At 72.6% G+C, this 19,924-nt stretch carries 20 protein-coding genes; 9 read left to right on the top strand and 11 right to left on the bottom strand.

Annotation, left to right across the window (positions count from 1 at the left end):
* Window positions 1–3: 3 nt before the first annotated feature.
* From AB0B76_RS09215 to AB0B76_RS09195, 5 genes are all read left to right on the top strand, one after another.
* A complete protein-coding gene (locus tag AB0B76_RS09215; protein ID WP_360371943.1) occupies window positions 4–1,233 on the top strand; it encodes a sensor domain-containing protein in 1,230 nt (409 codons plus the stop codon).
* Entirely contained in the window at window positions 1,221–1,874 is a 654-nt protein-coding gene (locus AB0B76_RS09210) for a response regulator transcription factor (protein ID WP_360371940.1), read from the top strand. Before AB0B76_RS09215 ends, AB0B76_RS09210 begins: the two co-directional genes overlap by 13 nt.
* A 100-nt stretch (window positions 1,875–1,974) precedes the next feature.
* Complete coding sequence (locus AB0B76_RS09205; protein WP_360371937.1) at window positions 1,975–2,499, top strand: SHOCT domain-containing protein; 525 nt, start codon at window positions 1,975–1,977, stop codon at window positions 2,497–2,499.
* A gap of 210 nt (window positions 2,500–2,709) precedes the next feature.
* Window positions 2,710–3,462, top strand: a complete 753-nt coding sequence (locus AB0B76_RS09200; RefSeq protein WP_360371934.1) for an MBL fold metallo-hydrolase — start codon at window positions 2,710–2,712, stop codon at window positions 3,460–3,462.
* A 4-nt stretch (window positions 3,463–3,466) separates the two neighbouring features.
* Window positions 3,467–4,078, top strand: coding sequence for an AAA family ATPase (locus AB0B76_RS09195; protein ID WP_360371931.1), 612 nt, complete (start codon window positions 3,467–3,469; stop codon window positions 4,076–4,078).
* Here the strand turns inward: AB0B76_RS09195 and AB0B76_RS09190 are convergent.
* The 3 genes from AB0B76_RS09190 to AB0B76_RS09180 are packed head-to-tail and all read right to left on the bottom strand — an operon-like array spanning window position 4,047 to window position 7,587.
* Complete coding sequence (locus AB0B76_RS09190; protein WP_360371928.1) at window positions 4,047–6,392, bottom strand: FtsX-like permease family protein; 2,346 nt, start codon at window positions 6,390–6,392, stop codon at window positions 4,047–4,049. The two genes, AB0B76_RS09195 and AB0B76_RS09190, sit on opposite strands and share 32 nt — an antisense overlap.
* Window positions 6,389–7,066, bottom strand: coding sequence for an ABC transporter ATP-binding protein (locus tag AB0B76_RS09185; protein ID WP_360371926.1), 678 nt, complete (start codon window positions 7,064–7,066; stop codon window positions 6,389–6,391). Before AB0B76_RS09185 ends, AB0B76_RS09190 begins: the two co-directional genes overlap by 4 nt.
* Window positions 7,063–7,587 carry a PadR family transcriptional regulator gene (locus AB0B76_RS09180; protein WP_360371923.1) on the bottom strand — a complete coding sequence of 175 codons (525 nt, stop codon included), beginning with the start codon at window positions 7,585–7,587 and terminating at the stop codon, window positions 7,063–7,065. The genes AB0B76_RS09185 and AB0B76_RS09180 overlap by 4 nt, the downstream gene beginning before the upstream one ends.
* A gap of 249 nt (window positions 7,588–7,836) precedes the next feature.
* Here AB0B76_RS09180 and AB0B76_RS09175 point away from each other — a divergent pair, with 249 nt between their 5' ends.
* A complete protein-coding gene (locus AB0B76_RS09175) occupies window positions 7,837–9,681 on the top strand; it encodes a glycoside hydrolase family 9 protein (protein ID WP_360371920.1) in 1,845 nt (614 codons plus the stop codon).
* Here the strand turns inward: AB0B76_RS09175 and AB0B76_RS09170 are convergent.
* Genes AB0B76_RS09170 through AB0B76_RS09160 form a run of 3 tightly spaced genes read right to left on the bottom strand, consistent with a single transcriptional unit; the run spans window position 9,678 to window position 13,263 of the window.
* A complete protein-coding gene (locus AB0B76_RS09170; protein ID WP_360371917.1) occupies window positions 9,678–10,598 on the bottom strand; it encodes a small ribosomal subunit Rsm22 family protein in 921 nt (306 codons plus the stop codon). The genes AB0B76_RS09175 and AB0B76_RS09170 overlap by 4 nt on opposite strands.
* Entirely contained in the window at window positions 10,591–11,508 is a 918-nt protein-coding gene (locus tag AB0B76_RS09165; RefSeq protein WP_360371914.1) for a DUF389 domain-containing protein, read from the bottom strand. Before AB0B76_RS09165 ends, AB0B76_RS09170 begins: the two co-directional genes overlap by 8 nt.
* Before the next feature lie 9 nt (window positions 11,509–11,517).
* Window positions 11,518–13,263: a translation factor GTPase family protein gene (locus AB0B76_RS09160; RefSeq protein WP_360371911.1), complete on the bottom strand. Its 1,746-nt coding sequence runs from the start codon at window positions 13,261–13,263 to the stop codon at window positions 11,518–11,520.
* Window positions 13,264–13,435: 172 nt separating this feature from the next.
* On the opposite strand from AB0B76_RS09160, the gene AB0B76_RS09155 reads away from it, so the two are divergent.
* A complete protein-coding gene (locus AB0B76_RS09155; RefSeq protein WP_360371908.1) occupies window positions 13,436–14,857 on the top strand; it encodes a WGR domain-containing protein in 1,422 nt (473 codons plus the stop codon).
* A 262-nt stretch (window positions 14,858–15,119) separates the two neighbouring features.
* Here the strand turns inward: AB0B76_RS09155 and AB0B76_RS09150 are convergent, their stop codons facing one another.
* Window positions 15,120–15,296 carry a hypothetical protein gene (locus AB0B76_RS09150; RefSeq protein WP_360371905.1) on the bottom strand — a complete coding sequence of 59 codons (177 nt, stop codon included), beginning with the start codon at window positions 15,294–15,296 and terminating at the stop codon, window positions 15,120–15,122.
* Between the two features lie 311 nt (window positions 15,297–15,607).
* Window positions 15,608–16,441 (bottom strand): slipin family protein, encoded by an 834-nt coding sequence (locus AB0B76_RS09145; protein WP_360371902.1) that lies wholly within the window; start codon window positions 16,439–16,441, stop codon window positions 15,608–15,610.
* Window positions 16,442–17,110: 669 nt separating this feature from the next.
* On the opposite strand from AB0B76_RS09145, the gene AB0B76_RS09140 reads away from it, so the two are divergent.
* On the top strand, window positions 17,111–17,332 hold the full coding sequence (locus AB0B76_RS09140) for a hypothetical protein (protein ID WP_360371900.1): 222 nt from the start codon (window positions 17,111–17,113) through the stop codon (window positions 17,330–17,332).
* Window positions 17,333–17,433: 101 nt separating this feature from the next.
* Here AB0B76_RS09140 and AB0B76_RS09135 read toward each other — a convergent pair whose 3' ends face one another.
* Together AB0B76_RS09135 and AB0B76_RS09130 are read right to left on the bottom strand one after the other, a co-directional pair.
* Window positions 17,434–17,595 carry a hypothetical protein gene (locus AB0B76_RS09135; RefSeq protein WP_360371897.1) on the bottom strand — a complete coding sequence of 54 codons (162 nt, stop codon included), beginning with the start codon at window positions 17,593–17,595 and terminating at the stop codon, window positions 17,434–17,436.
* Window positions 17,596–17,676: 81 nt separating this feature from the next.
* Window positions 17,677–18,246, bottom strand: a complete 570-nt coding sequence (locus AB0B76_RS09130) for a DUF402 domain-containing protein (RefSeq protein ID WP_360371894.1) — start codon at window positions 18,244–18,246, stop codon at window positions 17,677–17,679.
* Window positions 18,247–18,264: 18 nt separating this feature from the next.
* On the opposite strand from AB0B76_RS09130, the gene AB0B76_RS09125 reads away from it, so the two are divergent.
* Window positions 18,265–19,155, top strand: a complete 891-nt coding sequence (locus tag AB0B76_RS09125) for a GIY-YIG nuclease family protein (protein WP_360371891.1) — start codon at window positions 18,265–18,267, stop codon at window positions 19,153–19,155.
* Here the strand turns inward: AB0B76_RS09125 and AB0B76_RS09120 are convergent.
* Window positions 19,132–19,827: an HAD family hydrolase gene (locus AB0B76_RS09120; RefSeq protein ID WP_360371888.1), complete on the bottom strand. Its 696-nt coding sequence runs from the start codon at window positions 19,825–19,827 to the stop codon at window positions 19,132–19,134. The two genes, AB0B76_RS09125 and AB0B76_RS09120, sit on opposite strands and share 24 nt — an antisense overlap.
* Between the last annotated feature and the right edge of the window lie 97 nt (window positions 19,828–19,924).

The raw sequence follows: 19,924 nt of genomic DNA, 5'->3' as shown, positions 1-19,924 counted from the left end.
TTCGTGAGACGGACGGGGGCGGCGCTCGGGTACCTGGCCGCCGGGGTCGCCGCCGGCCCGGCCGGGCTGCTGTGGAGCATCGCCGCCGTCGCCGCCGTGGCGGTGCTCGGCGTCACCCAGCTCGGCGGCCCCGCGTTCCTCGGCGCGGCCTGGGTCACCCGGCGGCTGGCCTGGGCTGAGCGGCACCGGGCGGCGTGGGTGCTGGGCCGGCCGATCGACCCGCCGTACCTGCCCGCGCCCGCCGGCACGCTCCGCCGCCGGGTCGCCGCGGTCGGGGCCCAGCCGGCCACCTGGCGCGACCTGGCCTGGCTGGTGCTGCTCTTCCCGCTCGGCATCGGCCTGGGGGTGGCCGGGATCGTCGTCACCGCGGTCACCGTGGGGATGGCCACCGCGCCGGCGTGGGCGTGGGCGGTACCGAACCCGCGCGCGCCCTTCCCGGTGAAGCCGCTGATGACCACGGGCGGCGGGCGGCTGCTGCTGGTACCGCTGGGGCTGGCCCTGCTGCCACTGGCCGCCTGGCTGGTGCGCCGGCTGGCCCGGCTGGAGGTCTCGGTCGCCCGGGCGCTGCTGGCCCCCGGAGAGCACCGCCGCCTGGTCGAGGAGACCGAGCGGCTGGCCCGCACCCGCGCCCGGGTGGTGGACGCGCAGGCGGCCGAGCTGCGACGCATCGAGCGCGACCTGCACGACGGCGCGCAGGCCCGGATCGTGGCGGCGGGGATGACGCTGGCGCTGGCCGCGCGCAAGCTGCGCGGCGTGGACTCGTCGTCGGTCGCCCTGAGCGACGTCGACACCGCGCGCCGGCAGCTCGACGAGGCCCTCGCCGAGCTGCGCCGCCTCGTGCGCGGCATCCACCCGCCGATCCTCACCGACCGCGGCCTGCACGCCGCCCTGGCCGCGCTGGCCGGGGACAGCCCCCTGCCGGTCGTCGTGCGCGGCGACCCGGCGCTGCGGTTCCCGGCCGCGGTCGAGTCGGCGGCGTACTTCGTCGCCGCCGAGGGCCTCGCCAACGCGGCCAAGCACTCGGACGCCGGGGCATGCGTGCTCGAGCTCCGCCGTACCGCCGCCGGGGTCTGCATCATCGTCGAGGACGACGGCCGCGGGGGCGCCGACCCGGCCGGCGCGGGCCTGGACGGCCTGCGGCGGCGGGTCGAGGCGCTGGACGGCATCCTCACCGTGGACAGCCCGCCGGGCGGTCCGACCCTGCTGCGAGCGGAGCTGCCATGCGCATCGTGATCGCCGAGGACCTGCTCCTCCTGCGCGACGGCCTCGTGCGCCTGCTCACCGACACCGGCCACGAGGTGCTGGCCGCCGTCGGCGACGCCCCCTCGCTGCTCGCCGCCGTGGCCGGGCACGCCCCGGACCTGTCAATCGTGGACGTACGCCTGCCGCCGGGCTTCCGCGACGAGGGCCTGCGCGCCGCGCTGGAAATCCGCGCCGCCGACCCGCAGGCCCGGGTGCTGATCCTGTCGCAGTACGTCGAGCGCGCCTACGCCGCCGACCTGCTCGCCGACGGCCGCGGCGGCGTCGGCTACCTGCTGAAGGACCGCGTCACCGCCCTGGACGACTTCCTCGACGCGATCGAACGCGTGGCGTCGGGCGGCACCGCGATGGACCCGGAGGTCGTACGGCAGCTGTTCACGCGCAACGACCGCAACGCGGGCGTGGGCGCGCTGACCCCGCGGGAGCGGGAGGTGCTGGCCCTGATGGCGCAGGGCCTGTCGAACTCGGCGATCTGCGCCGCCCTGGTCCTGGCCCCGGTGTCGGTGGAGAAGCACATCACGAACATCTTCGCGAAGCTGTCCCTGCCGCCGGCGGACGACGCCCACCGCCGCGTGCGCGCCGTCCTGGCCTACCTGGGCGCCCAGGTCTCCTGATGCCCGCGCGGTGCTGCCGGTCATCGCCTTGAATGGCGGATAGCTGACGTTGGCGGCGGGTGGCGGCCGGCGGCAGATACGGTCCGCTGGTGATCACACGATGCGCATAGTGGACCGGGTCCGCAAGGTGCTGGGCACCCTGCTCGCCATTGCCTGTTTCGGCATGGCCCTGTACGCCTTGTTCCGCTTGGTACAGGGCGGCAGCTGCGCGTCCGGTGGCAACTACGTCTCGACCCGGCAGTGCCCGCCCGGGACCGGCTGGTGGGCCTTCGAGCTCCCGGCCGGCATCGTCGGCGGCCTGCTGTTCCTGGGTATCGGCTACCTCAAAGTCGGCCGGGCCGAGCCGACACCGACGATGACCGGCCCCCGGGGTGCGCCGACGCTCGACGCGCAGATGTTCACGGCCGGCGGCGACCGCCCGGCGGCCTGGCCGGCGTCGCTGCCGTGGCCACCGGCCGGGATCAACTGGCAGAACGCCACCGTCGTGAGGATGCCGGACGGCACCCCGACGGCAGATCAGGACCCGCTGGCCCGGCTCGAGCGGCTGCGGGCGCTGCGCGACGCCAACGCGCTGACGCCCGCCGAGTACGACGAGGCGAAGGCGAAGATCCTGGGACAGCTGTAGCGGCCGCTTCGCGGGTCACGCCCGGGGTCCGGGCGTCGACGCCGATCCGGTCACCTGGGCCTACGGGTTCCCGATGCCGATGCCGTACCACCCGGAAGGGCTCGAGGCCGCGCTCGGCAACGTGCGGCGGGAGCTTGAGCGCATGGACCTCGAACCGGGCTGGTAGGGCGTGACGGCCGCAACGGCATCGCCGCTGGCAGACTTGCTCGCATGGTCGACTGGTACACGCAGGCCGAGGTGGGTGGCGCCATCGTCCGGATCTGCGAACCGCACGTCAACGAGCTGGTGTCGGCGAACTTCTGGTGGCTGCGCGGCAGCGATCGCGACATCGTGGTCGACGCCGGGCTCGGTGTCGTTGCCCTGCGGGAAGCGATTCCGGGCCTGTTCGAGCGCGATCCGATGGTCGTGCTCACTCACGCGCACCTGGATCACGTCGGCGGGGCATCCGAGTTCGGGGACCGGGCCGCCCACACCGCCGAGGCCGGGATTCTGGCGGCGGGTGTGCCGGCGAGCCTGTACGGCGCCGAACTTTACGACAAGCTGGGCATCGACGCGGCCGGCGAACCCGTCCCGGAGCTCATGATCGACGTCCTGCCCGATCCCGGCTACGACCCGGCCGCCTACCGCGTCGAACCCATAACCCTGCACCGCACGCTCGACGACGGTGACCGTATCGACCTGGGTGGACGGGTACTGACCGTGCTGCACCTTCCCGGCCACACGCCGGGCAGCATCGCCCTGCTGGAGGAGCGGACCGGGACCCTGTACTCCGGCGACGTCGTCTACGACGGTGGCCTGATCGACGACCTGCCGAACTCCGACGTGGCCGCCTACCGGCGCAGCATGGAGCTCCTCGCCGGCCTCGACGTGTCCGTCGTCCATCCCGGCCACGGGCCCAGCTTCGACCGGGCCCGCCTTCGCGAGCTGGCCGAGGCGTATCTGCGGCAGAAGGCGAAAGGCTGAACCCGTGCACTACTGCCAGCGGTGTGACGAGCCCATCGTCATGATGCCCCGCGGGGAGCTCGTGGTCTGTCCCGACTGCGGGCACAGTGAGCCCGCGCGGCGCCTGCCCCTGTTCGTCGTCACCGGGGCGTCCGGGTCGGGCAAGACCACGGTGCTGCCGCATCTGGTGCAGGGGCTGCCCGAGTGCCTGGTGTTCGACGGGGACTGGCTCATCGGGCCGTTCGAGCGGGCCTGCGAGTTCGGCGAGGTCGACTGGCCCGCGCTGCGCGACGCGTGGCTCAGTGTCGCGCACGGGGCGGCGCAGAGCGGGCGGCACACGGTACTGCTGGCGCCCTTCACGCGTGAGCAGCTCGACGAGCTCGCGGGGCGGCGGTGGGTCGCCGAGGTCCACTTCGCGGTGCTCGACTGCGCCGACGACGTGCGCCGGGCTCGGCTCGAGGCGCGGCCGCGGTGGCGCGAGCGGGCGGTCGAGCGGCACGTCGCCTTCGCCGCCCATCTGCGCGCCACCGTGGAGACCGCGGTGCGGACCGACGACGGGCCGCCCGAGGAGTCGGCCCGTCGTCTCGTCGCCTGGGTTCGGGGCATCACTCGAAGCGCAGGCCCTCCGGCCGCATGAGCCGGAACAGCGGGGGCAGGCTGGCCAGGGTCACCAGCAGTACCACGCCGGCCGCGATGCCGCTCACCGCGCCCACGTCCGGCCAGTCGAGGCGTACCTTGACCGCGACGATGCGCAGCAGCACGGCGCCCAGCCCCAGGCCGAGCACGGACGCGACGACCAGGCCGAGCGCGACCGGCACCGCGGTCTGCCACAGGATCGACCACGCCATGGTGCCGCGGCGGGTGCCGAAGGCGACCAGGGCGGCGAGGGTTCGCCGGCGCTCGCGCAGCTGCTCCACGGTACCGACGAGCAGGCTCAAACCGACCAGGACCAGCACCACTGTCGCGCCCGCGAACAGGCCGCGGCGGATGCTCGCGAACGTCGTGTCGACGTCCCGGGGCGACAGGATCGTGACGTCCGCCGTCGGGCCGATGCGCATCGCCGCGTTGCGCAGGTGCTCGACCGCGTCCGGGGTGGCGAAGTCGAGGCCGATGAAGGTGTAGTACCGCGCGTCCAGGGTCTCGGTCAGCGCCGCGGGGGCCGCGCCCGTGGTCACGAGCAGGCCGTCGTGGTAGGAGGCGTACGGGTCGCGCCGCTCCTTGGCCGTCTTGAGCTGCGCCGGCACGTGCCAGGTGGGCTTGGCCGTGTCGTCCTCGCGGCCCCCGACGAGCACGTCCTGGCCCTTGGCGACGGTGGCGTCGTCGCTCATGCCCGGCTGGGAGAACGACGCCGGGTCGACGACGAACACGTCGCCGTCCGCGCAGCCCGGCAGGTCGGCGAGGATGCGCAGGGTGTCGCAGTCGGCCACCGCGACCTCGAAGATCTTCGGGTCGCCGGGCATCGAGACGACCATTTGGCGGTACGTGTGCAGGCTCGTCACCCCGGGGCTCTTACGCAGCTCGGCCTCGGCCTGCGCCGCGTCGTGCACGGGCACCGACACGCTCGGCTTGACCATCGTGACGGCCTGGGCCGCGGCGACGTTCTGGGCGCTGTCCCGGGTGTTCTCGGCCTCGGCGGCCGAGAAGAGCATCTGCAGCGCGATCGTGCCGGCCGCGGCGACCGCGACGGCGTTGACGGCCCGCAGCGCGCTGTCGTGCGACAGCTGCAGCCGGCGTATGGCGATCTGCCAGGAGACCGGGCCGCCGGAGCCGAGCCGGGCGACGAGCCGGTCGAAGATCCAGGGCAGCATCGTGGCCACGCCGAGCAGCAGCAGGATGATGCCGATGGCGGCCTGCCAGACGTTGAAGCGGTGCGCCTTCGCGCCGATGAGCGGCAGCACGAGCGCGAGGCCGCCGGCCCACGGCAGCAGGCGCCACCAGATCCGCCGCCGGGCGCGCGCGGTCGCCCGGCGGACCACGCCGAGCGGCTCGACGACGACCCGGCGCAGGGCGAGCAGCGTCATGAGCAGAGCCGCCAGCGGTACCGCGACCACGATCGCCAGGAACAGCAGCGGCGACGGGTGGATGTCGGAGGCGTACACGCTGATCGACGCGAGCTGGAAGCGCTCGGCGAACTGCCGCCCGGCGTAGAAGAACCCGGCGCCGAGAACGACCCCGAGCGCGGCGCTGACCACCGCCTCGCCGGCGGCGACCCGGCGCGTCATCCACGTGTCGGCGCCGACGAGCCGGACCGCGGCCAGCCGCCGGTCGCGCTGCTCGCCGCCGAAGCGGGTGGCGGCGGCGACGAACATCGCCACGGGCATGAGCAGGACGACGAAGATGACCACGACGAGCAGCAGCAGGATGGGCGAGAGCGGGTCGCCGGGGGCGCTCGGCGAGCCGTAGTGCGTGAGCCGGCGGACGTCGGGATCGTCCTCGCTCAGGCTGCCGCGGGTGCCGTAGAAGTACAACTCGTTCGGGCCCGAAAGTCCTTGCTTGGCGATCACGCCGGCCACCGGCTGCGGGAAACGCTGGCGCAGCAGGGCGCCCTCGGGCGTCTCGAACAGGTCGCGCAGGGCCGGGGAGACGACGATCGAGCCGTCGGGCGGCAGCGCGGTCACGCCCGGCGGGACGATCGGGTGCGCGCCCTCGGGCTTGAGGAACCGGCCGGTGACCGAGCGGTCGCGGTAGGCGTTGTCGACCGGCAGCATGAGCACCGACGTGTCGCTGCGGGCCGGCGTCTCCTCGCTGTAGTGCATGTCGTCGCGGCCGTCGGTGCGGTGGTGGCGGCCGTCGAGGATGCCGGGGATCGAGACGGACAGCAGCAGTACCGCCACGCCGAGCCCGACCCCGAGGGCGGTGAGCACGGTGCGGACCAGGCCCTCGCGGCCGCCGCTGAGCGCGAGCCGGGCCCCGAGCCCCACCTCGGAGCCCCAGCGCCGCGGTGAGCTCATCGGGCCCGCTCCAGGTCCAGGGCGCGGCCGTCGCGGACGACGATCTCGCGGTCGGAGTAGGCCGCGACCCGCGGCTCGTGCGTGACGAGCACGACGGCGGCGCCGCTGTCGCGGGCGGCCGCGGTGAACAGGCGCATGACCCGCTCGCCGTTGAGGGAGTCCAGGGCGCCGGTCGGCTCGTCGGCGAAGACCACGCGGGCGCCGGTGACCAGCGCGCGGGCGACCGCGACCCGCTGGCCCTCGCCGCCGGAGACCTCGCCGGGGCGCTTCTTGGCCACGTCGCCGATCTCCAGGCGGTCGAGCCATTCGCGGGCGCGCTGCTCGGCGGCGCGGCGGCGTACCCCGTCGAGGCGCAGCGGCAGCGCGACGTTCTCCACGCAGGTCAGCTCCGGCACCAGCTGGCCGAACTGGAACACGAACCCGAACTCGCCCCGGCGCAGGGCGCTGCGGCGCGTGTCGGAGAGGGCGGAGAGCTCCTGGTCGCGGTACATCACGCGCCCCGAGTCGGGCCGGATGATCCCGGCGAGGCAGTGCAGCAGCGTGGACTTGCCCGAGCCCGAGGGCCCCATCACGGCGACGATCTCACCGGCCGCGACCGACATCGACGCCCCGTCCAGGGCCGCCGTGGACCCGAACGACCGGTGCAGGTCCTCGGCCGAAAGCAATGCGGTCATCGCCGTACATCCTTCGCAAGCTCGTCGAGGCGCGCGGTGGTCAGCTCCAGCCAGCGCAGGTCGGCCTCGAGGTGGAACAGCGCGTGGTCGCAGATCAGCTGGTCGGACAGGTCGCCGGCGGCCTTGCGGCGGGTCAGCTCGCGCATCAGCCGCAGGTGCTCGGCGCGCTGCGTGTCGAGCACCTCCGCGGCCGGGCGGCCGGTGAACAGGGCGAGCACGACCTTCATGTACAGGGTGCTCTGCAGGTAGGGCTCGGGCTTCTCGGGGTGGGCGAGCCAGTGCTCGACGTCGGCGACCCCGGCGTCGGTGATCGCGTAGCGCTTGCGGTCGGGGCCCTCGCCCGACTCGACGCTGTCGACGCTGACGAGGCCGTGCTTGAGGAGGCGGGACAGGGTCGCGTAGACCTGCCCGTAGGCGAGGGGGCGGTCGGCGCCGAAGCGCTCGTCGTAGGCCCGCTTGAGGTCGTAGCCGTGGCGGGGCCGGGCCTCGAGGAGCCCCAGAAACGCTTGACCGATGGACATGCCCGGGACTCTACACGACATGTATACATGCTGTGTATACCTGGCGCGTAGAGCGTTCTGAGCAGGCACGACGCGCAAACGTACGACACAACGGGACGAGCGTTTGTGCCAACGGAGGGGTCCGGCTGTGGCCGGGGTCACACCGGGACGGTTTTGTCCGATTCACGCGGCTTTTCGATGGCTAGGTTCGCTGGCATCGCCGTAATCACCCGGTAATGCACCCCTTTGCCCAAGACCGGAAGGAGTCCCGTGCGCCTGCCCGCCCTTATGCAGTCCCGCCGTGCCCGCCTGGCCGCCGTGGCCGCGATCGTCGCCGTCCCCGCCGTCGCGCTGCCCATCGTCTTCTCGAACCGCGACGGCGGCCTGCCCGGAACCAGCGCCGACAGCGCCTACGCGTTCCCGGCCACCCCGGACCAGATCCCGGACACGCCGGTCCGCGTGAACCAGGTCGGGTACCTGCCCGACGGCCCGAAGCGGGCCACCGTCATCTCCGACTCCGCCAAGCCGCTGGCCTGGCAGCTCAAGGACAACGCCGGCAAGGTCGTCGCCTCCGGCGAGTCGGAGCCCCGCGGCATGGACGCCAGCTCCGGGCAGCAGACGCACGTCGTGGACTTCAGCTCGTACCGCGGCTCCGGCCACACGTACACGCTCGAGGTCGACGGCAAGGCCAGCCTCCCGTTCGACCTGGACCCGAAGGCGTACCGCCAGCTCGGCATCGACGCGCTGTCGTTCTTCTATCCGCAGCGCAGCGGCATCGCCATCGACGACGCCATCGCGCCGGGCTACGGCCGCAAGGCCGGGCACACCGCGGACACCCCGGGCGGCGGCGACACCAAGGTGCCGTGCCAGCCGGGCGCCTGCACCGACACCCTCGACGTCACCGGCGGCTGGTACGACGCCGGCGACCAGGGCAAGTACGTCGTCAACGGCGGCATCTCGGTCGCCCAGCTCATGAGCTCCTACGAGCGCTCCCCGAAGGCCGCCGAGGCCCGCTCGCTGCGCCTGCCCGAGCACGGCGGCAAGACGCCGGACGTGCTCGACGAGGCCCGCTGGGAGCTCGACTTCCTCACCAAGATGCAGGTGCCGGCCGGGGACCCCCTGGCGGGCATGGCCCACCACAAGGTGACCGACGCCGGCTGGACGGGGCTGCCGACCGACCCGGCCGCCGACACCCAGCAGCGGCAGCTGCACGCCCCGTCGACCGCCGCGACCCTGAACCTCGCCGCCGCGGCCGCGCAGGGTGCCCGGGTCTTCGAGCCCTACGACCGGGCGTACGCCGAGAACCTGCTGAAGGTGGCGAAGACCGCGTACGCCGCGGCGCTGGAGCACCCGAAGATGTTCGCCCCGGACTCCGACTCGACCGGCGGCGGCGCCTACGGCGACTCCGACGTCAGCGACGAGTTCTACTGGGCCGCGGCCGAGCTGTACATCAGCACCGGCGACAAGCAGTACGCCTCCGCGGTGACGTCCTCGCCGCTGCACAAGTCCGACGTGTTCGCTGCGCCGTTCGACTGGCGCGCGACCGCCGCCCTGGGCCGGCTCGACCTCGCCACGGTCGACAACAAGCTCGCCGACCGCGCGCGGGTGCGCCAGAGCGTGGTCGACGGGGCCGACCGGTACCTCAAGACCATGGACGGGCAGGCCTACGGCCAGCCGTACGCGCCCAACGGCGGCTACGACTGGGGCTCGAACAGCCAGATCCTCAACAACCTCACCGTCGTCGCCACCGCGTTCGACCTGACCGGCCAGGCGAAGTACCGCACCGGCGTGCTCTCCGGCATGGACTACATCCTGGGCCGCAACGCGCTCAACCAGTCCTACGTCACCGGCTACGGCGAGAAGGCGTCGAAGAACCAGCACAGCCGCTGGTACGCCCACCAGCTCGACCCGAAGCTGCCGAACCCGCCGCGCGGCACCCTCGCCGGCGGCCCGAACTCGCAGCTGCAGGACGAGGTCGCGGGCGCCGCGCTGCGCGGCTGCAAGCCGCAGCTGTGCTACATGGACGACATCAAGTCGTGGTCGACCAACGAGCTGACCATCAACTGGAACGCGTCGCTGGCCTGGGTCTCGACGTTCGTGGCCGACCAGGCCTAGATCCAGGCGTCGCCCCACTCGGCGTCGCGGGCCGCCTTGTAGCGCGGACCCTCCCGCTTCGACACCAGGACCGGCCCGACACTCGTGTCGGGCCGGCATACCTGGAGCGTGACGAGGCCCTTGCGGAACACCGGGTGCCGGACGATCCGGCCGGGTGATTGCGCAGGGGCCTTGAGCGCCGCCACGAAGCTGTACTTCTCGTCCTCGTACCCGAGGCTGGCGTCCTTGAGCCGCCGGTGCAGCGCCGAGCGGTTGACCCTCGCCGCGAAGTGGCACCAGTCGCCGCCCCGCATCCCGCACTCCAGCTGGTGCGGGCACGGGGCGGCGACGTGCCAGCCGGCCCCGATCAGCTGGTCGCGGGCGGCGAGCATCCGGCGGTACCCCGGCGGAGTCCCCGGCTCGATCAGCACCACCGCCGCCGTCGCCGCCGCGGCCGCCTGCGCCACGAGCGCCCGCTGGGCCTCCTCGTCCAGCTCGGTGAGCACGTAGGAGGCGGTGACCAGGTCGGCGCCGGGCACCGGATCGCCCAGCCGCCACTCCTGCCACGTGAAGTCCAGGTCCTTCGCGATGCGGGCGCCGAGCTTCAGCGTCTCCGGCACCTGGTCCAGCACCGTCGCCGGGACGGGGCCGTAGGCGCCCCGGACCGCCCAGGCGGCCGCGCCGGTACCGCCGCCGAGGTCCACGTGGCTGCGCGGCGCGATCGGCGGCAGCTGGGCCAGCGCGGCGCTCACCGCGGCGTGCGTGGCCGGCATGCGGTAGGCGGCGTACGCGGTCGCGTCGACCATGTTGCGGATCAGGGGCTCGTCCGCGGGCCGGCCGCTGCGGTAGTCCTCGATGAGCCGCCGTACCGACTCGGTCAGCCGGGCCGGCGGGACCTCCTGCAGCAGCGCGTCGAGCGCGTCGCGAAGCTCAGGCACGGCGCCACAGCAGCCGCAGGACCAGCAGCGTCGCCACCCCGGCGGCGACGATCGCGGCCAGGTTGATCAGCAGCTGCAGGGCGGAGCCGCCGGCCTCGTGCGGCACCCCGTAGGCCAGCGCCACCGCGATGTTCGCCGCCGCGGGCACCGTCGTGACCGAGATGAGCACCCCGATCATCGGGCCGGCCTTCGCCGAGGTCAGCGACAGCATCCCGGCGATCCCGGCGAAGAACCCGACGACCCACGACAGCGCGTCGGGCCGCCAGATGAAGTCGGTCAGCGGCCGTTCCCGCAGCAGCATCCCCTTGTCGACCAGGCCCACCGCGTCGAGGCCCCACGTGGTCAGGACCGTCACCAGGATGCCCACCGGGAAGCCGACCGCGAGCGCGAGCAGGGCGCGGCGCACCGAGCGGCCGCGGCGGCGCACGATCCCCACGCACAGCGAGGCCAGCGGGCCGAACTCGGGCCCGACGACCATCGCCCCGACGATGAGGATCGGCTGGTCGAGCAGCACCCCGATGCCGGCGATGATGGTCGCGATCGCGAGCATCGCCAGGAACGTGCCCGACAGCTCGGTCTCCTCGCCGGTCTTCTGCTCGATCTCGTCCCACACCACGGCGTCGCCGGACAGCCCGGGGGCGGCGTCGGCGGCCCGCCGCGCGTTGCGGGACAGGGCGACGTCGACGGTCTCGACCGCGATCGACCCGTGCTCGTCGATGCCGAGCTTGCGCAGCGCGGTGAGGACCGGGCTGGCGGCCTCGCGCACCACGTCGGCGAGCACGAGGTCGCCGGCCGGCTCGCGGGCGGCCCCGGCGAGCACGACCACGTTCGTGGCCCCGGCCTCGGCCGTGAGCAGCCCGACGACCCGCTCGGTGTCCCCGGGCGGACTGATCACTCGCAGGTGCAGCACGGCGCCACGCTACACGGGACGGTACCCGGCGAAGCACGACTCCACCGTCCCCTCTCCCCGCGTAAGGCCGGGCAGCGCCCGCTCCAGCTCCGCGAGCCGCGCCGCCGCGATCGTGCCGCCCACCGTGAACCGCCCCGGGCCGGCCCCGGGCGCGTCCGGCACCGCCCCGAACCGCGGCAGGGCGCCGAGGGTGGCCGTGAGCGCGTCCGCGGGCCCCTCGACCGCGAAGCGGTGCACGGGCTCGCACACCACCGTCCCGGCCGCGGCCAGGGCGCGGGCGAGCAGCTCGGGGACCAGCCGGCGGAAGTCGGCGGCGGTGGAGACCGGGGACTGGTACCCGCACTGCGTCACCGTCACCCGGGCGTCCCCGACGTCCCAGCCGTGCAGGCCGCCGCGGGCGAAGGCGTCGCGGACGTAGCGCTCGATCGCCTCCCGGAAGTGCGCGAGGGTTTTGTACACGTACATGGGCACGTGCTCGACCGGCACGGCCAGCTCGACCTGGATGCCCTCCCCCGGCTCCACCAGCAGCTCGAGGGTCGCCTGGTGCGGGTTGCCGTCGCGGCCGCGGACCGCTCCGGCGCGGGCCCGGCCGGCGGGGCGCTCCCGGTGCAGGGTGACGGTCTCGCCGAAGGTGACCGCGAGGCCGTACTCCTCGGCGAGCGTGTCGCGGATGACCTCGCGCTGGATCTCGCCGTACAACTTGATGCGCAGCTCGCCGGTCTCCTCGTCGAGGCCCAGGTCGATGAGCGGGTCCTGCTCGGCCAGGCGTTGCAGGGCGCGGTGCAGGTCGCGGCGGCGGGCGGGGTCGTCCGGCTCGATCGTGGCCTCGAGGGTCGGCGGGGCGAAGACGGCTTCCGCGGCCGCCTCGCGGGCCGCCTCGCCGGTTCCTATGGTGTCGCCGAGCCTGACGTGGCGCAGGCCCTGGACCCGGCCGATCTCGCCCGGACCGATGCGCTCGCGGCGGCCGTCGTCGATGGCGGTGACCTTCTCGTCGCCGACCCGGTCGCGGGTCCGCAGCACGCCTTCGAACACCCGGACGTAGGCCACCCGGTCCCGGTCGATCTTGAACACGGCCGCCCTCAGGGGCGCGAGCTCCCGGCTTTCGGCCCTTGGCAGGTGTGTTGCCAGCGCCTGCCTCAGTTCGTCGATGCCCTCGCCGGTGATCGCCGAGCCCTTGTACGCCGGGAGGATGGTTGCCTCGGCGGTCATTTTATCGATCAACTTTTGCGGTATCTGCTGGCCTGTCACGTAAGCCGCCAGCGCTTCCTCGTCGTGTTCGGCGAGCGCCTCCGCGCAGTCTCGCCACATGGGGATCGCGTCGGCGATCTGCCCGATCACGCGGTCGGGGTCGGCGCCGGTGCGGTCGGTCTTGTTGACGAAGACGAGCGTCGGCACGCGCAGGCGGCGCAGGGTGCGCAGCAGCACCCGGGTCTGGGCCTGCACCCCCTCGACCGCCGAGACGACGAGCACCGCGCCGTCGAGCACGCGCAGGGCCCGCTCCACCTCGGCGATGAAGTCGGGGTGGCCGGGCGTGTCGATGAGGTTCACGGTGAGCCCGCCGATGCCGAACGTGGCGACGGCGGACTTGATGGTGATGCCGCGGCGGCGCTCCTGCTCGAGCGAGTCGGTCTGGGTGCTGCCGGCGTCGACGCGGCCGAGGCGGTCGATCACGCCGGCGTCGAACAGGAGGCGCTCGGTGAGGCTGGTCTTACCGGCGTCGACGTGCGCGACGATGCCGAGGTTGAGGATGCTCAAGACGTGTCAGGTCCTTCACGGGCGAGGTGGGCTGCGGCCGGGACGTGACACGTGCGCGCATGCCTGGCTCCTCACTCCGTCGATGACCTGTCGCCGCGGACTGTACCAATTTTTTGTCGTACCCCCTTGGTATTTTGTCGCCAACTACTGGACGTGAGAGAGGTTCGGGTCGATGGCGCAGACGACGTATCTGGAGCTGTCCGAGGACACCGGGAGCGCGCACAAGTTCTACGAGGTCACGCTGGACGACAACCAGATGACGGTCCGCTACGGGCGCATCGGCGACGCCGGGCAGTCCAAGACCACCACCTACGCCGACGCGGCCAAGGCCCAGGCCGACGCCACGAAGAAGATCGGCGAGAAGGTGCGCAAGGGCTACGCGCCGGCGGTCCAGGGCCAGCGCGCGGCGCGGTCGGTGACCCGGCGCCAGATCGTGTCGCAGCGTTCGACCGCGAAGACGGCGCCGGTGCTGTGGAAGTACCGCTCGGGCGCCCCCGCCTTCGGCATCTTCATCGACGACGACGTGTGCATGGTCGGCAACGAGCGGGGCGCGATCACCGTGCTGCGCCACGACGCCACGGTCGAGCGGCAGTTCCAGCTGCCCGACGGCGTGAAGTGCATCGTCGCCGACGACGCCTGGATCTACGCCGGGTGCGACGACGGCAACGTCTACGACCTGTCCGGGAAGGTGCCGCGGCTGGCCTACGCGATCGCCCCCGACATCGACATCTACTGGCTCGACATCCACGACGGCATCCTCGGCGTCTCCGACGCCAAGGGCGGCGTGTGCAGCATCGACCACGAGGACGAGTTCCTGTGGCGCCGCCAGGGCCGGGGCGCGGCCGGCTGGATGGTCCGCTGCGACGCGACCGCCGTGCACCACGGCCACAGCCGCGGCGTGACGAGCTACGACTGGCGCACCGGCGACGAGCTGTGGCACCAGGAGACGAAGGGCGCCGTGCTCTTCGGCTGGCAGGAGCAGAACTCCGTCTACGCCGGCATGTCCTCCAACTCGGTCCTGCAGTTCCACAAGAACGGCCGCGCCGGCGTCACCTACCGCTGCGACGACACGATCTTCTCCAACGCCACCGCGCCCGACGGCCGCTACGTCTTCGCCGGCGACTACCGCTCCTCGGTGTACTGCTTCGCCGCCGACGGCACGCGCCTGTGGAAGCTGGGCACGGGCTGCGGCAGCGCATACTCGATGCAGTACCACGACGAGAAGCTCTACATCGTCACCACCGACGGCTCCCTGGCCTGCATCGACGCGAGCGAGTCGGCGGTGCGCGCGGCCGAGCAGGGCGTCGTGCCCGACTTCGTCGACGTGAAGGCCCCGTCGGCCATGACGAGCGTAGCCCCGTCGACGACGGTCGAGATCGCCCACGACCCGGCCGACGGCATCGTGGTCGAGTGCGTCCAGGAGGGCGCGCGCCTGCGAATCCGCGTCGTGAGCGAGGGCTACCACCGCGACTGGCAGGTCCAGTTCCCGAAGGGCATCCGCGAGCCGGGCGCCCGCTACGTGGTGTCCTCAGTCCGCGAATCCGCCCGCGGCGGCTTCTACCGCGCCCTCGGCGACATCCGCAAACTGGTCTGACGCCCTCTTCGATCCCAGCATCGCCCACCGCAGCTCAAGGGCCGTTTCCGATCACCGGAAACGGCCCTCGACCCGTTCAGGCGGTCTCGCCATTGCCCCACCCGGCGAGCGCCCACGTAACACCTCCGCGCCCCAGGTCAGGACCGGGCGCACCCGTCGATCGAGCCGGTCGCGCCCCCCGGTAGGCCCGGTCAGGGCACCTGGGACAGCGCGCTGTTCGCCACACGCGTCACCTGACAATTGTGGTCGGCCTGGGCCGGTGTCAGGTGACGGTACCGCCCGGAACAGCGGCGTCGATCAGGCTCGTATCGAACAACGTGCAGACGTTGCTCGTGCCCAGCACCGGCTCGCTGTCGCCGCAACCGGCCAGGCCGGCGTGCGCGACGGCCGCCAGCACCAGCCGGGCCGGCGCCGGGCGCGCGGCTCGATCATGGCGCATACAGGGAACCACAACGCTGGAAGCTAACACGGCCGGCGAGCACTGGGTCGCCAACAGCGTTCCCGACGCCGCGTGCCACAAGCGATGACCGGTAGCCTCCCGCACACGTAAAACCGTTACGCCGCAACGGGTTTCGGCGCGTGAGGCGCGGCCATCATGGCGTTCACACCGAAGAGGTCACTGGTTCGATCCCAGCATCGCCCACCGCGAAGTTGCAGGTCAGCGGGCCAGGTTCGAGGCGATCCGACCGATGCACGCAACCCTCCGGGCCAACCCGGCTCGCCGCCGACCGACTCGGCGCCCTGTGGTGGCTACCGCGCGGTGTGCACCCGGGACAGGTCCGGGGTGTACTCGCTCTGCGGCGGCTCGGCGGTGGCCTGTGTCGATGCCGACCGCTCCAGGAAACGCAGCAGCTCGACCGGGAACGGCAGGACCACCGTCGAGTTCTTCTCGGCCGCCACCTCGACCACCGTCTCCAACAGCCGCAGTTGCAGCGCGGTCGGTGTCCGCGCCATCGTGGCCGCAGCGTCAGCGAGCTTGCGCGACGCCTGCAGCTCACCGTCCGCAGTGATGACCCTGGCGCGCCGCTCCCGCTCCGCTTCAGCCTGTCGGGACATTGACCGTTTCATCGACTCCGGCAGCGAGACGTCCTTGATCTCCACTCGGTCGATGTGGACGCCCCAATCGATCGCCGGGCTGTCGATCATGACCTCCAGGCCCTGGTTGAGCCGCTCCCGGTTGGTCAGCAGCTCATCGAGGTCGCTCTTACCGATGATCGAACGCAGCGACGTCTGCGCCACCTGGAGGACCGCGAACATGTAGTCCTGCACATTGACGACGGCCCGGACCGAGTCGATGACCCGGAAGTACACCACCGCGTCTACCTTGACGGTCACGTTGTCGCGGGTTATGCCGTCCTGTGCTGGTACCGGCATGGTGATGATCTGCAGGTTCACCTTCTCCATCCGGTCCAGAATCGGCACGATCGGAGTCAGGCCTGGACCACGTGTTATCTCTCGCAGACGCCCGAACCGGAAGACCAGACCGCGTTCATACTGCCGGACGATCCGAACGCTGGCGAGCAACCCCGCCACCGCCACCATCAACACGACGATCAGTATCAAAACCATGGCAACTCGCGCCATCCTTACATCTCCGCCCAGCCTAACGCGGCGTGCCGGCCGAATCACCCGCTACCGCGAGCCATGCAGGTCACGCGTCTTACGGTCAAGGCCCGGCAGTGCGAAATCGCAGGCACCAGCAGCGTCGCCACCGTCACCGGCGTCGCCGAGTTCGCTGTTCCAGGTAGGAATGCCAGCAATGCGGCAGCCGTGGCCGTGGCTCCTGGACAGTGAACTTGCAGGCGTCAACCACGCTGAGCGACGCCTCACGACCGCGGGCGCCGCCCGACCAACCGCCACGCGCCACGCGCCACAGTGCTTATGCCGTTCAGCGCAGGCGCTGGGAGTAAATGAGGGAGACTCCCCCGGCTTCTCACCCCGCGCCGGCCGCGTTCCGGCGTAACGTAGTACTTGCCTGCGAGACGAGCGGGAGAGCGGAACTGGTAGCTCCAGTCGAGCTGAAAAGCTGAACGGCTGAAAGGTCGGACGGCGATCCCGTACACCTGACCCGGGCAAACCGGGAAGGGAAATCGCCTCGCAGGTTATTTCTGTGCACTGAACACCGAGCACGCCGTCCGTGACGGCGTGCTCGTACGTTGCGGTCGGTTGGGTCCGCTCAGGCATGACTGTTGAGCCGCTCGGCGGTGCGCAACAGCAACGTGGCATTTCTCGAATTGTTGTGGGTCGCCTTCGATGATCGGCCCCACGGGCCCGGTCCAGGCGGTGGCGGCGGTGCGATTGCCGGACGGGCGGGCGCCGGTCGCCTCCGGCGGCACCGACCGCACGATCCGGTTCTGGGACCCGCGACCGGCGAGCAGGTGGGCCGCACCGAAGTGCCGAGGGCGGTCTCGGCGCCTCGCCGTGGGCTACGGCTGTGCGGTCGCCGTCGTGCGCCGGCTCGGCGGCTATTCCTGAAGACACCCGCCGGCGCCCGGGCTCATCTCGTGGGGCCGGGCGCCGCGCTGGGCTTTATGTGGGCGGAGCTTCTCGTACAAATCGGGAGGGCTTGACGGACGTTAACTGATCACGCGCGTGAAGAAGTCGCCGAAGCCGGTGCCCAGCTGGGCGATCAGCGCGCCGATGCCGCGCGCCACCTTCGCGGCCGCGTCCGGGCGGAACGCCACGAACCAGATGAGGAAGATTACGACGGCGTACTGCAGAGTCTTTTTGAGCGTCATTGACCTTGCCCCGTGCCATACCAATGGTGCAGAGACCACCAAGCTAACCTGAACATGGCTCGAAGATGGTCGAAACGACAGTTATAAGGGCGGCAACTGCGGCAGGGGCCAGGCCGGGTCGGGGCGGAAGTCGCGCCAGGTGCCGTCGAACGGGAAGACGCCCGCCTCGGCGCGGGCCGCGACCCGCGAACCCTCCGCGCGGATCTGGGCCGCCTCGGCCGTGGTCCAGAAGCCGGGGCGGTCGATGCACGCCTCGAAGTCCGCCTCGTCCTTCCAGCGCCAGGTTCGGTCCGGGTCCACCACGATGTCGAGGTGGTGGTCGACGACGTCGATGCCGCCTGGATGCCGGGCGAGGACGGCCTCCAGGTTGACGTACCAACCCAGGAACGCGCCTTCGCGGAAGAACCACCACACCGAGTGGGCCGCGCCCGGCGGGTGCAGGATCAGCACGTCGCGGTCGACCCAGGTGCGGCGCTGCAAGGGGGCGGCGGCGTACTCCTCGATGGCCGGCGCGCCCCCGGGGTAGAGGCGGTACGCGAAGCCGGCGCCGGCCGGGAGCCAGACCAGCAGGCCGCGCTCGTCGTCGGAGACCGGGTGCACCGCCTGGGCCCAGCTCACGTACGGGCCCCGGAAGTATCGGCGCAGCAGCATCTCGCCCATACTACCGAGATGCTCGACGGGGTTCGAAGGCTGCCGTACGCGCCCGGCGTGTACCGGTTCCGCGACGCCGCCGGCAAGGTGCTCTACATCGGCCGGGCGTCGCAGCTGCGGGCGCGGGTGGCGTCCTACTGGTCGGACCTGCGCGACCGGCCCCGCCTGCGCCGGATGGTCCCGCTCGTCGCGGCCGTCGAGGCGGTGGTCTGCGACTCCGTGCACGAGGCGGCGTGGCTGGAGCGCAACCTGCTGGGCCGGCGCAAACCGCGCTGGAACCGCGCCCGCGACGGGCAGGAGTCCACCGTCCATATCGGACTCGACGACGGTCCGCACACGCCCGGCCTCCGGATATTGTACGTCCCGAAGCCCGGCTGCTTCGGCCCGTACCTGGGCGGCGCGCGGGGCCGCAACGCCGTCTCGGGGCTGCACCGCATCCGGCCGCTGGCCTACACCGGGGCGCGGCTGACCGGCGCCGAGCGCGACATGGCCACGGCCCGCGGCGTGACGCCCGGCGACCGTGACGCGCTGGCCGCCTCGATCCGGGCGATCCTGCGCCGCGAGCCGGCCGAGCTGGACCGGGCCCGCACCGACCTGGTCGCGCTGCGGGAGAAGGCGTCGGCGAACCTCTCGTTCGAGCTGGCCGCCGAGATCCACGAGGAGCTGGCCGCGCTCGACTGGATCGTCAGCCCGCAGCGCATCGCCACGCTGGAGCCGCAGGAGCTGCGCGCGGCCGGCTGGGCCGGCGGGCTGCTGGTGCTGTTCCGGGTGCGGGCGGGGCGCCTCGACGAGTGGACCCAGCGCCCGTCGACGCCGGAGCGGGCGAAGCGGTACCTGGCCGAGACCCCGGACGCGTGGCGCGACTTCGCGGACCGGGCCGCGGAGCTAGCCGTGAGCCTCCAGCAGTAGGGGCAGGTCGGCCAGGTCGTCGACGGTGTCCGCGGGCACGTAGGAGTCGGGGTCGTCGCGGTGCGCGCCCGCCCCCGGGTAGCCCGCGTTGGTCACCAGGACCGGGCGCATCCCGGCCGCCCGCGCGCCCTGGTGCTCGCGGCTGCCGCCGTCGCCGACGTACCAGCACTCGCCGGGCGCCACCCCGAGCCGGCGCGCGGCGGTGGCGTACAGCCGCGGATCGGGCTTGCGTGCGCCCTCCTCCCACGAGAACACGGTGGCGTCGACGAGCGGCGCGTACGCGGTCCCGGCCCACCCCTGGCACAGCTCGGCCCCGCAGTCGCTGAGCACCGCGAGGCGCAGGCCCCGCCCGCGCAGGGTCTTGAGCACGTCCAGCGCCGCGGGGCGGGGGCGCCACAGCGGTACCGCACCCGTGCGATGGGCCGCGACGGCCGCGTCGAGGCTCGCCGGGCCCGGCTCCGCCCCGCAGCGACGGGCCATCTCGGCCAGGACGGCCCGGGTGCCGCCGAGGCGCCCGGTGATGCGCTCGGTGAACGAGGTCCCCATCGCGGTCCAGAACGCCTCGGCCGGCACCCCGAGCGCGGCGGCGGTGACGGCGGCCGCGTCGCGCCGGCCGGCCTCGACGCCCGGGTCGGTGAGCGTGCCGAAGAAGTCGAGGACGACCGCGCGCATCAGCCGGCCAGCCGGGCGCGGACGGCCGCGAACCGGTCCTCGGCGATGCCGTCGGCGTGCAGGTACGCCTCGAGGTCGCGGACGTTGCGGCAGTCGG

It is taken from the genome of Dactylosporangium sp. NPDC049140, assembly GCF_040648435.1.
Note: the sequence above shows the minus strand (reverse complement) of the source record. Positions and strands in the feature narration are given on the sequence as shown.

Bases quoted from the DNA above. Each gene is read 5' to 3' on its own strand.
- AB0B76_RS09210 (WP_360371940.1), top strand. From the start codon at position 1,221: ATGCGCATCGTGATCGCCGAGGACCTGCTCCTCCTGCGCGACGGCCTC.
- AB0B76_RS09205 (WP_360371937.1), top strand. From the start codon at position 1,975: ATGCGCATAGTGGACCGGGTCCGCAAGGTGCTGGGCACCCTGCTCGCC.
- AB0B76_RS09200 (WP_360371934.1), top strand. From the start codon at position 2,710: ATGGTCGACTGGTACACGCAGGCCGAGGTGGGTGGCGCCATCGTCCGG.
- AB0B76_RS09190 (WP_360371928.1), bottom strand. From the start codon at position 6,392: ATGAGCTCACCGCGGCGCTGGGGCTCCGAGGTGGGGCTCGGGGCCCGG.
- AB0B76_RS09185 (WP_360371926.1), bottom strand. From the start codon at position 7,066: ATGACCGCATTGCTTTCGGCCGAGGACCTGCACCGGTCGTTCGGGTCC.
- AB0B76_RS09180 (WP_360371923.1), bottom strand. From the start codon at position 7,587: ATGTCCATCGGTCAAGCGTTTCTGGGGCTCCTCGAGGCCCGGCCCCGC.
- AB0B76_RS09155 (WP_360371908.1), top strand. From the start codon at position 13,436: ATGGCGCAGACGACGTATCTGGAGCTGTCCGAGGACACCGGGAGCGCG.
- AB0B76_RS09150 (WP_360371905.1), bottom strand. From the start codon at position 15,296: ATGCGCCATGATCGAGCCGCGCGCCCGGCGCCGGCCCGGCTGGTGCTG.
- AB0B76_RS09145 (WP_360371902.1), bottom strand. From the start codon at position 16,441: ATGGCGCGAGTTGCCATGGTTTTGATACTGATCGTCGTGTTGATGGTG.
- AB0B76_RS09140 (WP_360371900.1), top strand. From the start codon at position 17,111: ATGATCGGCCCCACGGGCCCGGTCCAGGCGGTGGCGGCGGTGCGATTG.
- AB0B76_RS09135 (WP_360371897.1), bottom strand. From the start codon at position 17,595: ATGACGCTCAAAAAGACTCTGCAGTACGCCGTCGTAATCTTCCTCATC.
- AB0B76_RS09130 (WP_360371894.1), bottom strand. From the start codon at position 18,246: ATGCTGCTGCGCCGATACTTCCGGGGCCCGTACGTGAGCTGGGCCCAG.
- AB0B76_RS09125 (WP_360371891.1), top strand. From the start codon at position 18,265: ATGCTCGACGGGGTTCGAAGGCTGCCGTACGCGCCCGGCGTGTACCGG.
- AB0B76_RS09120 (WP_360371888.1), bottom strand. From the start codon at position 19,827: ATGCGCGCGGTCGTCCTCGACTTCTTCGGCACGCTCACCGACCCGGGC.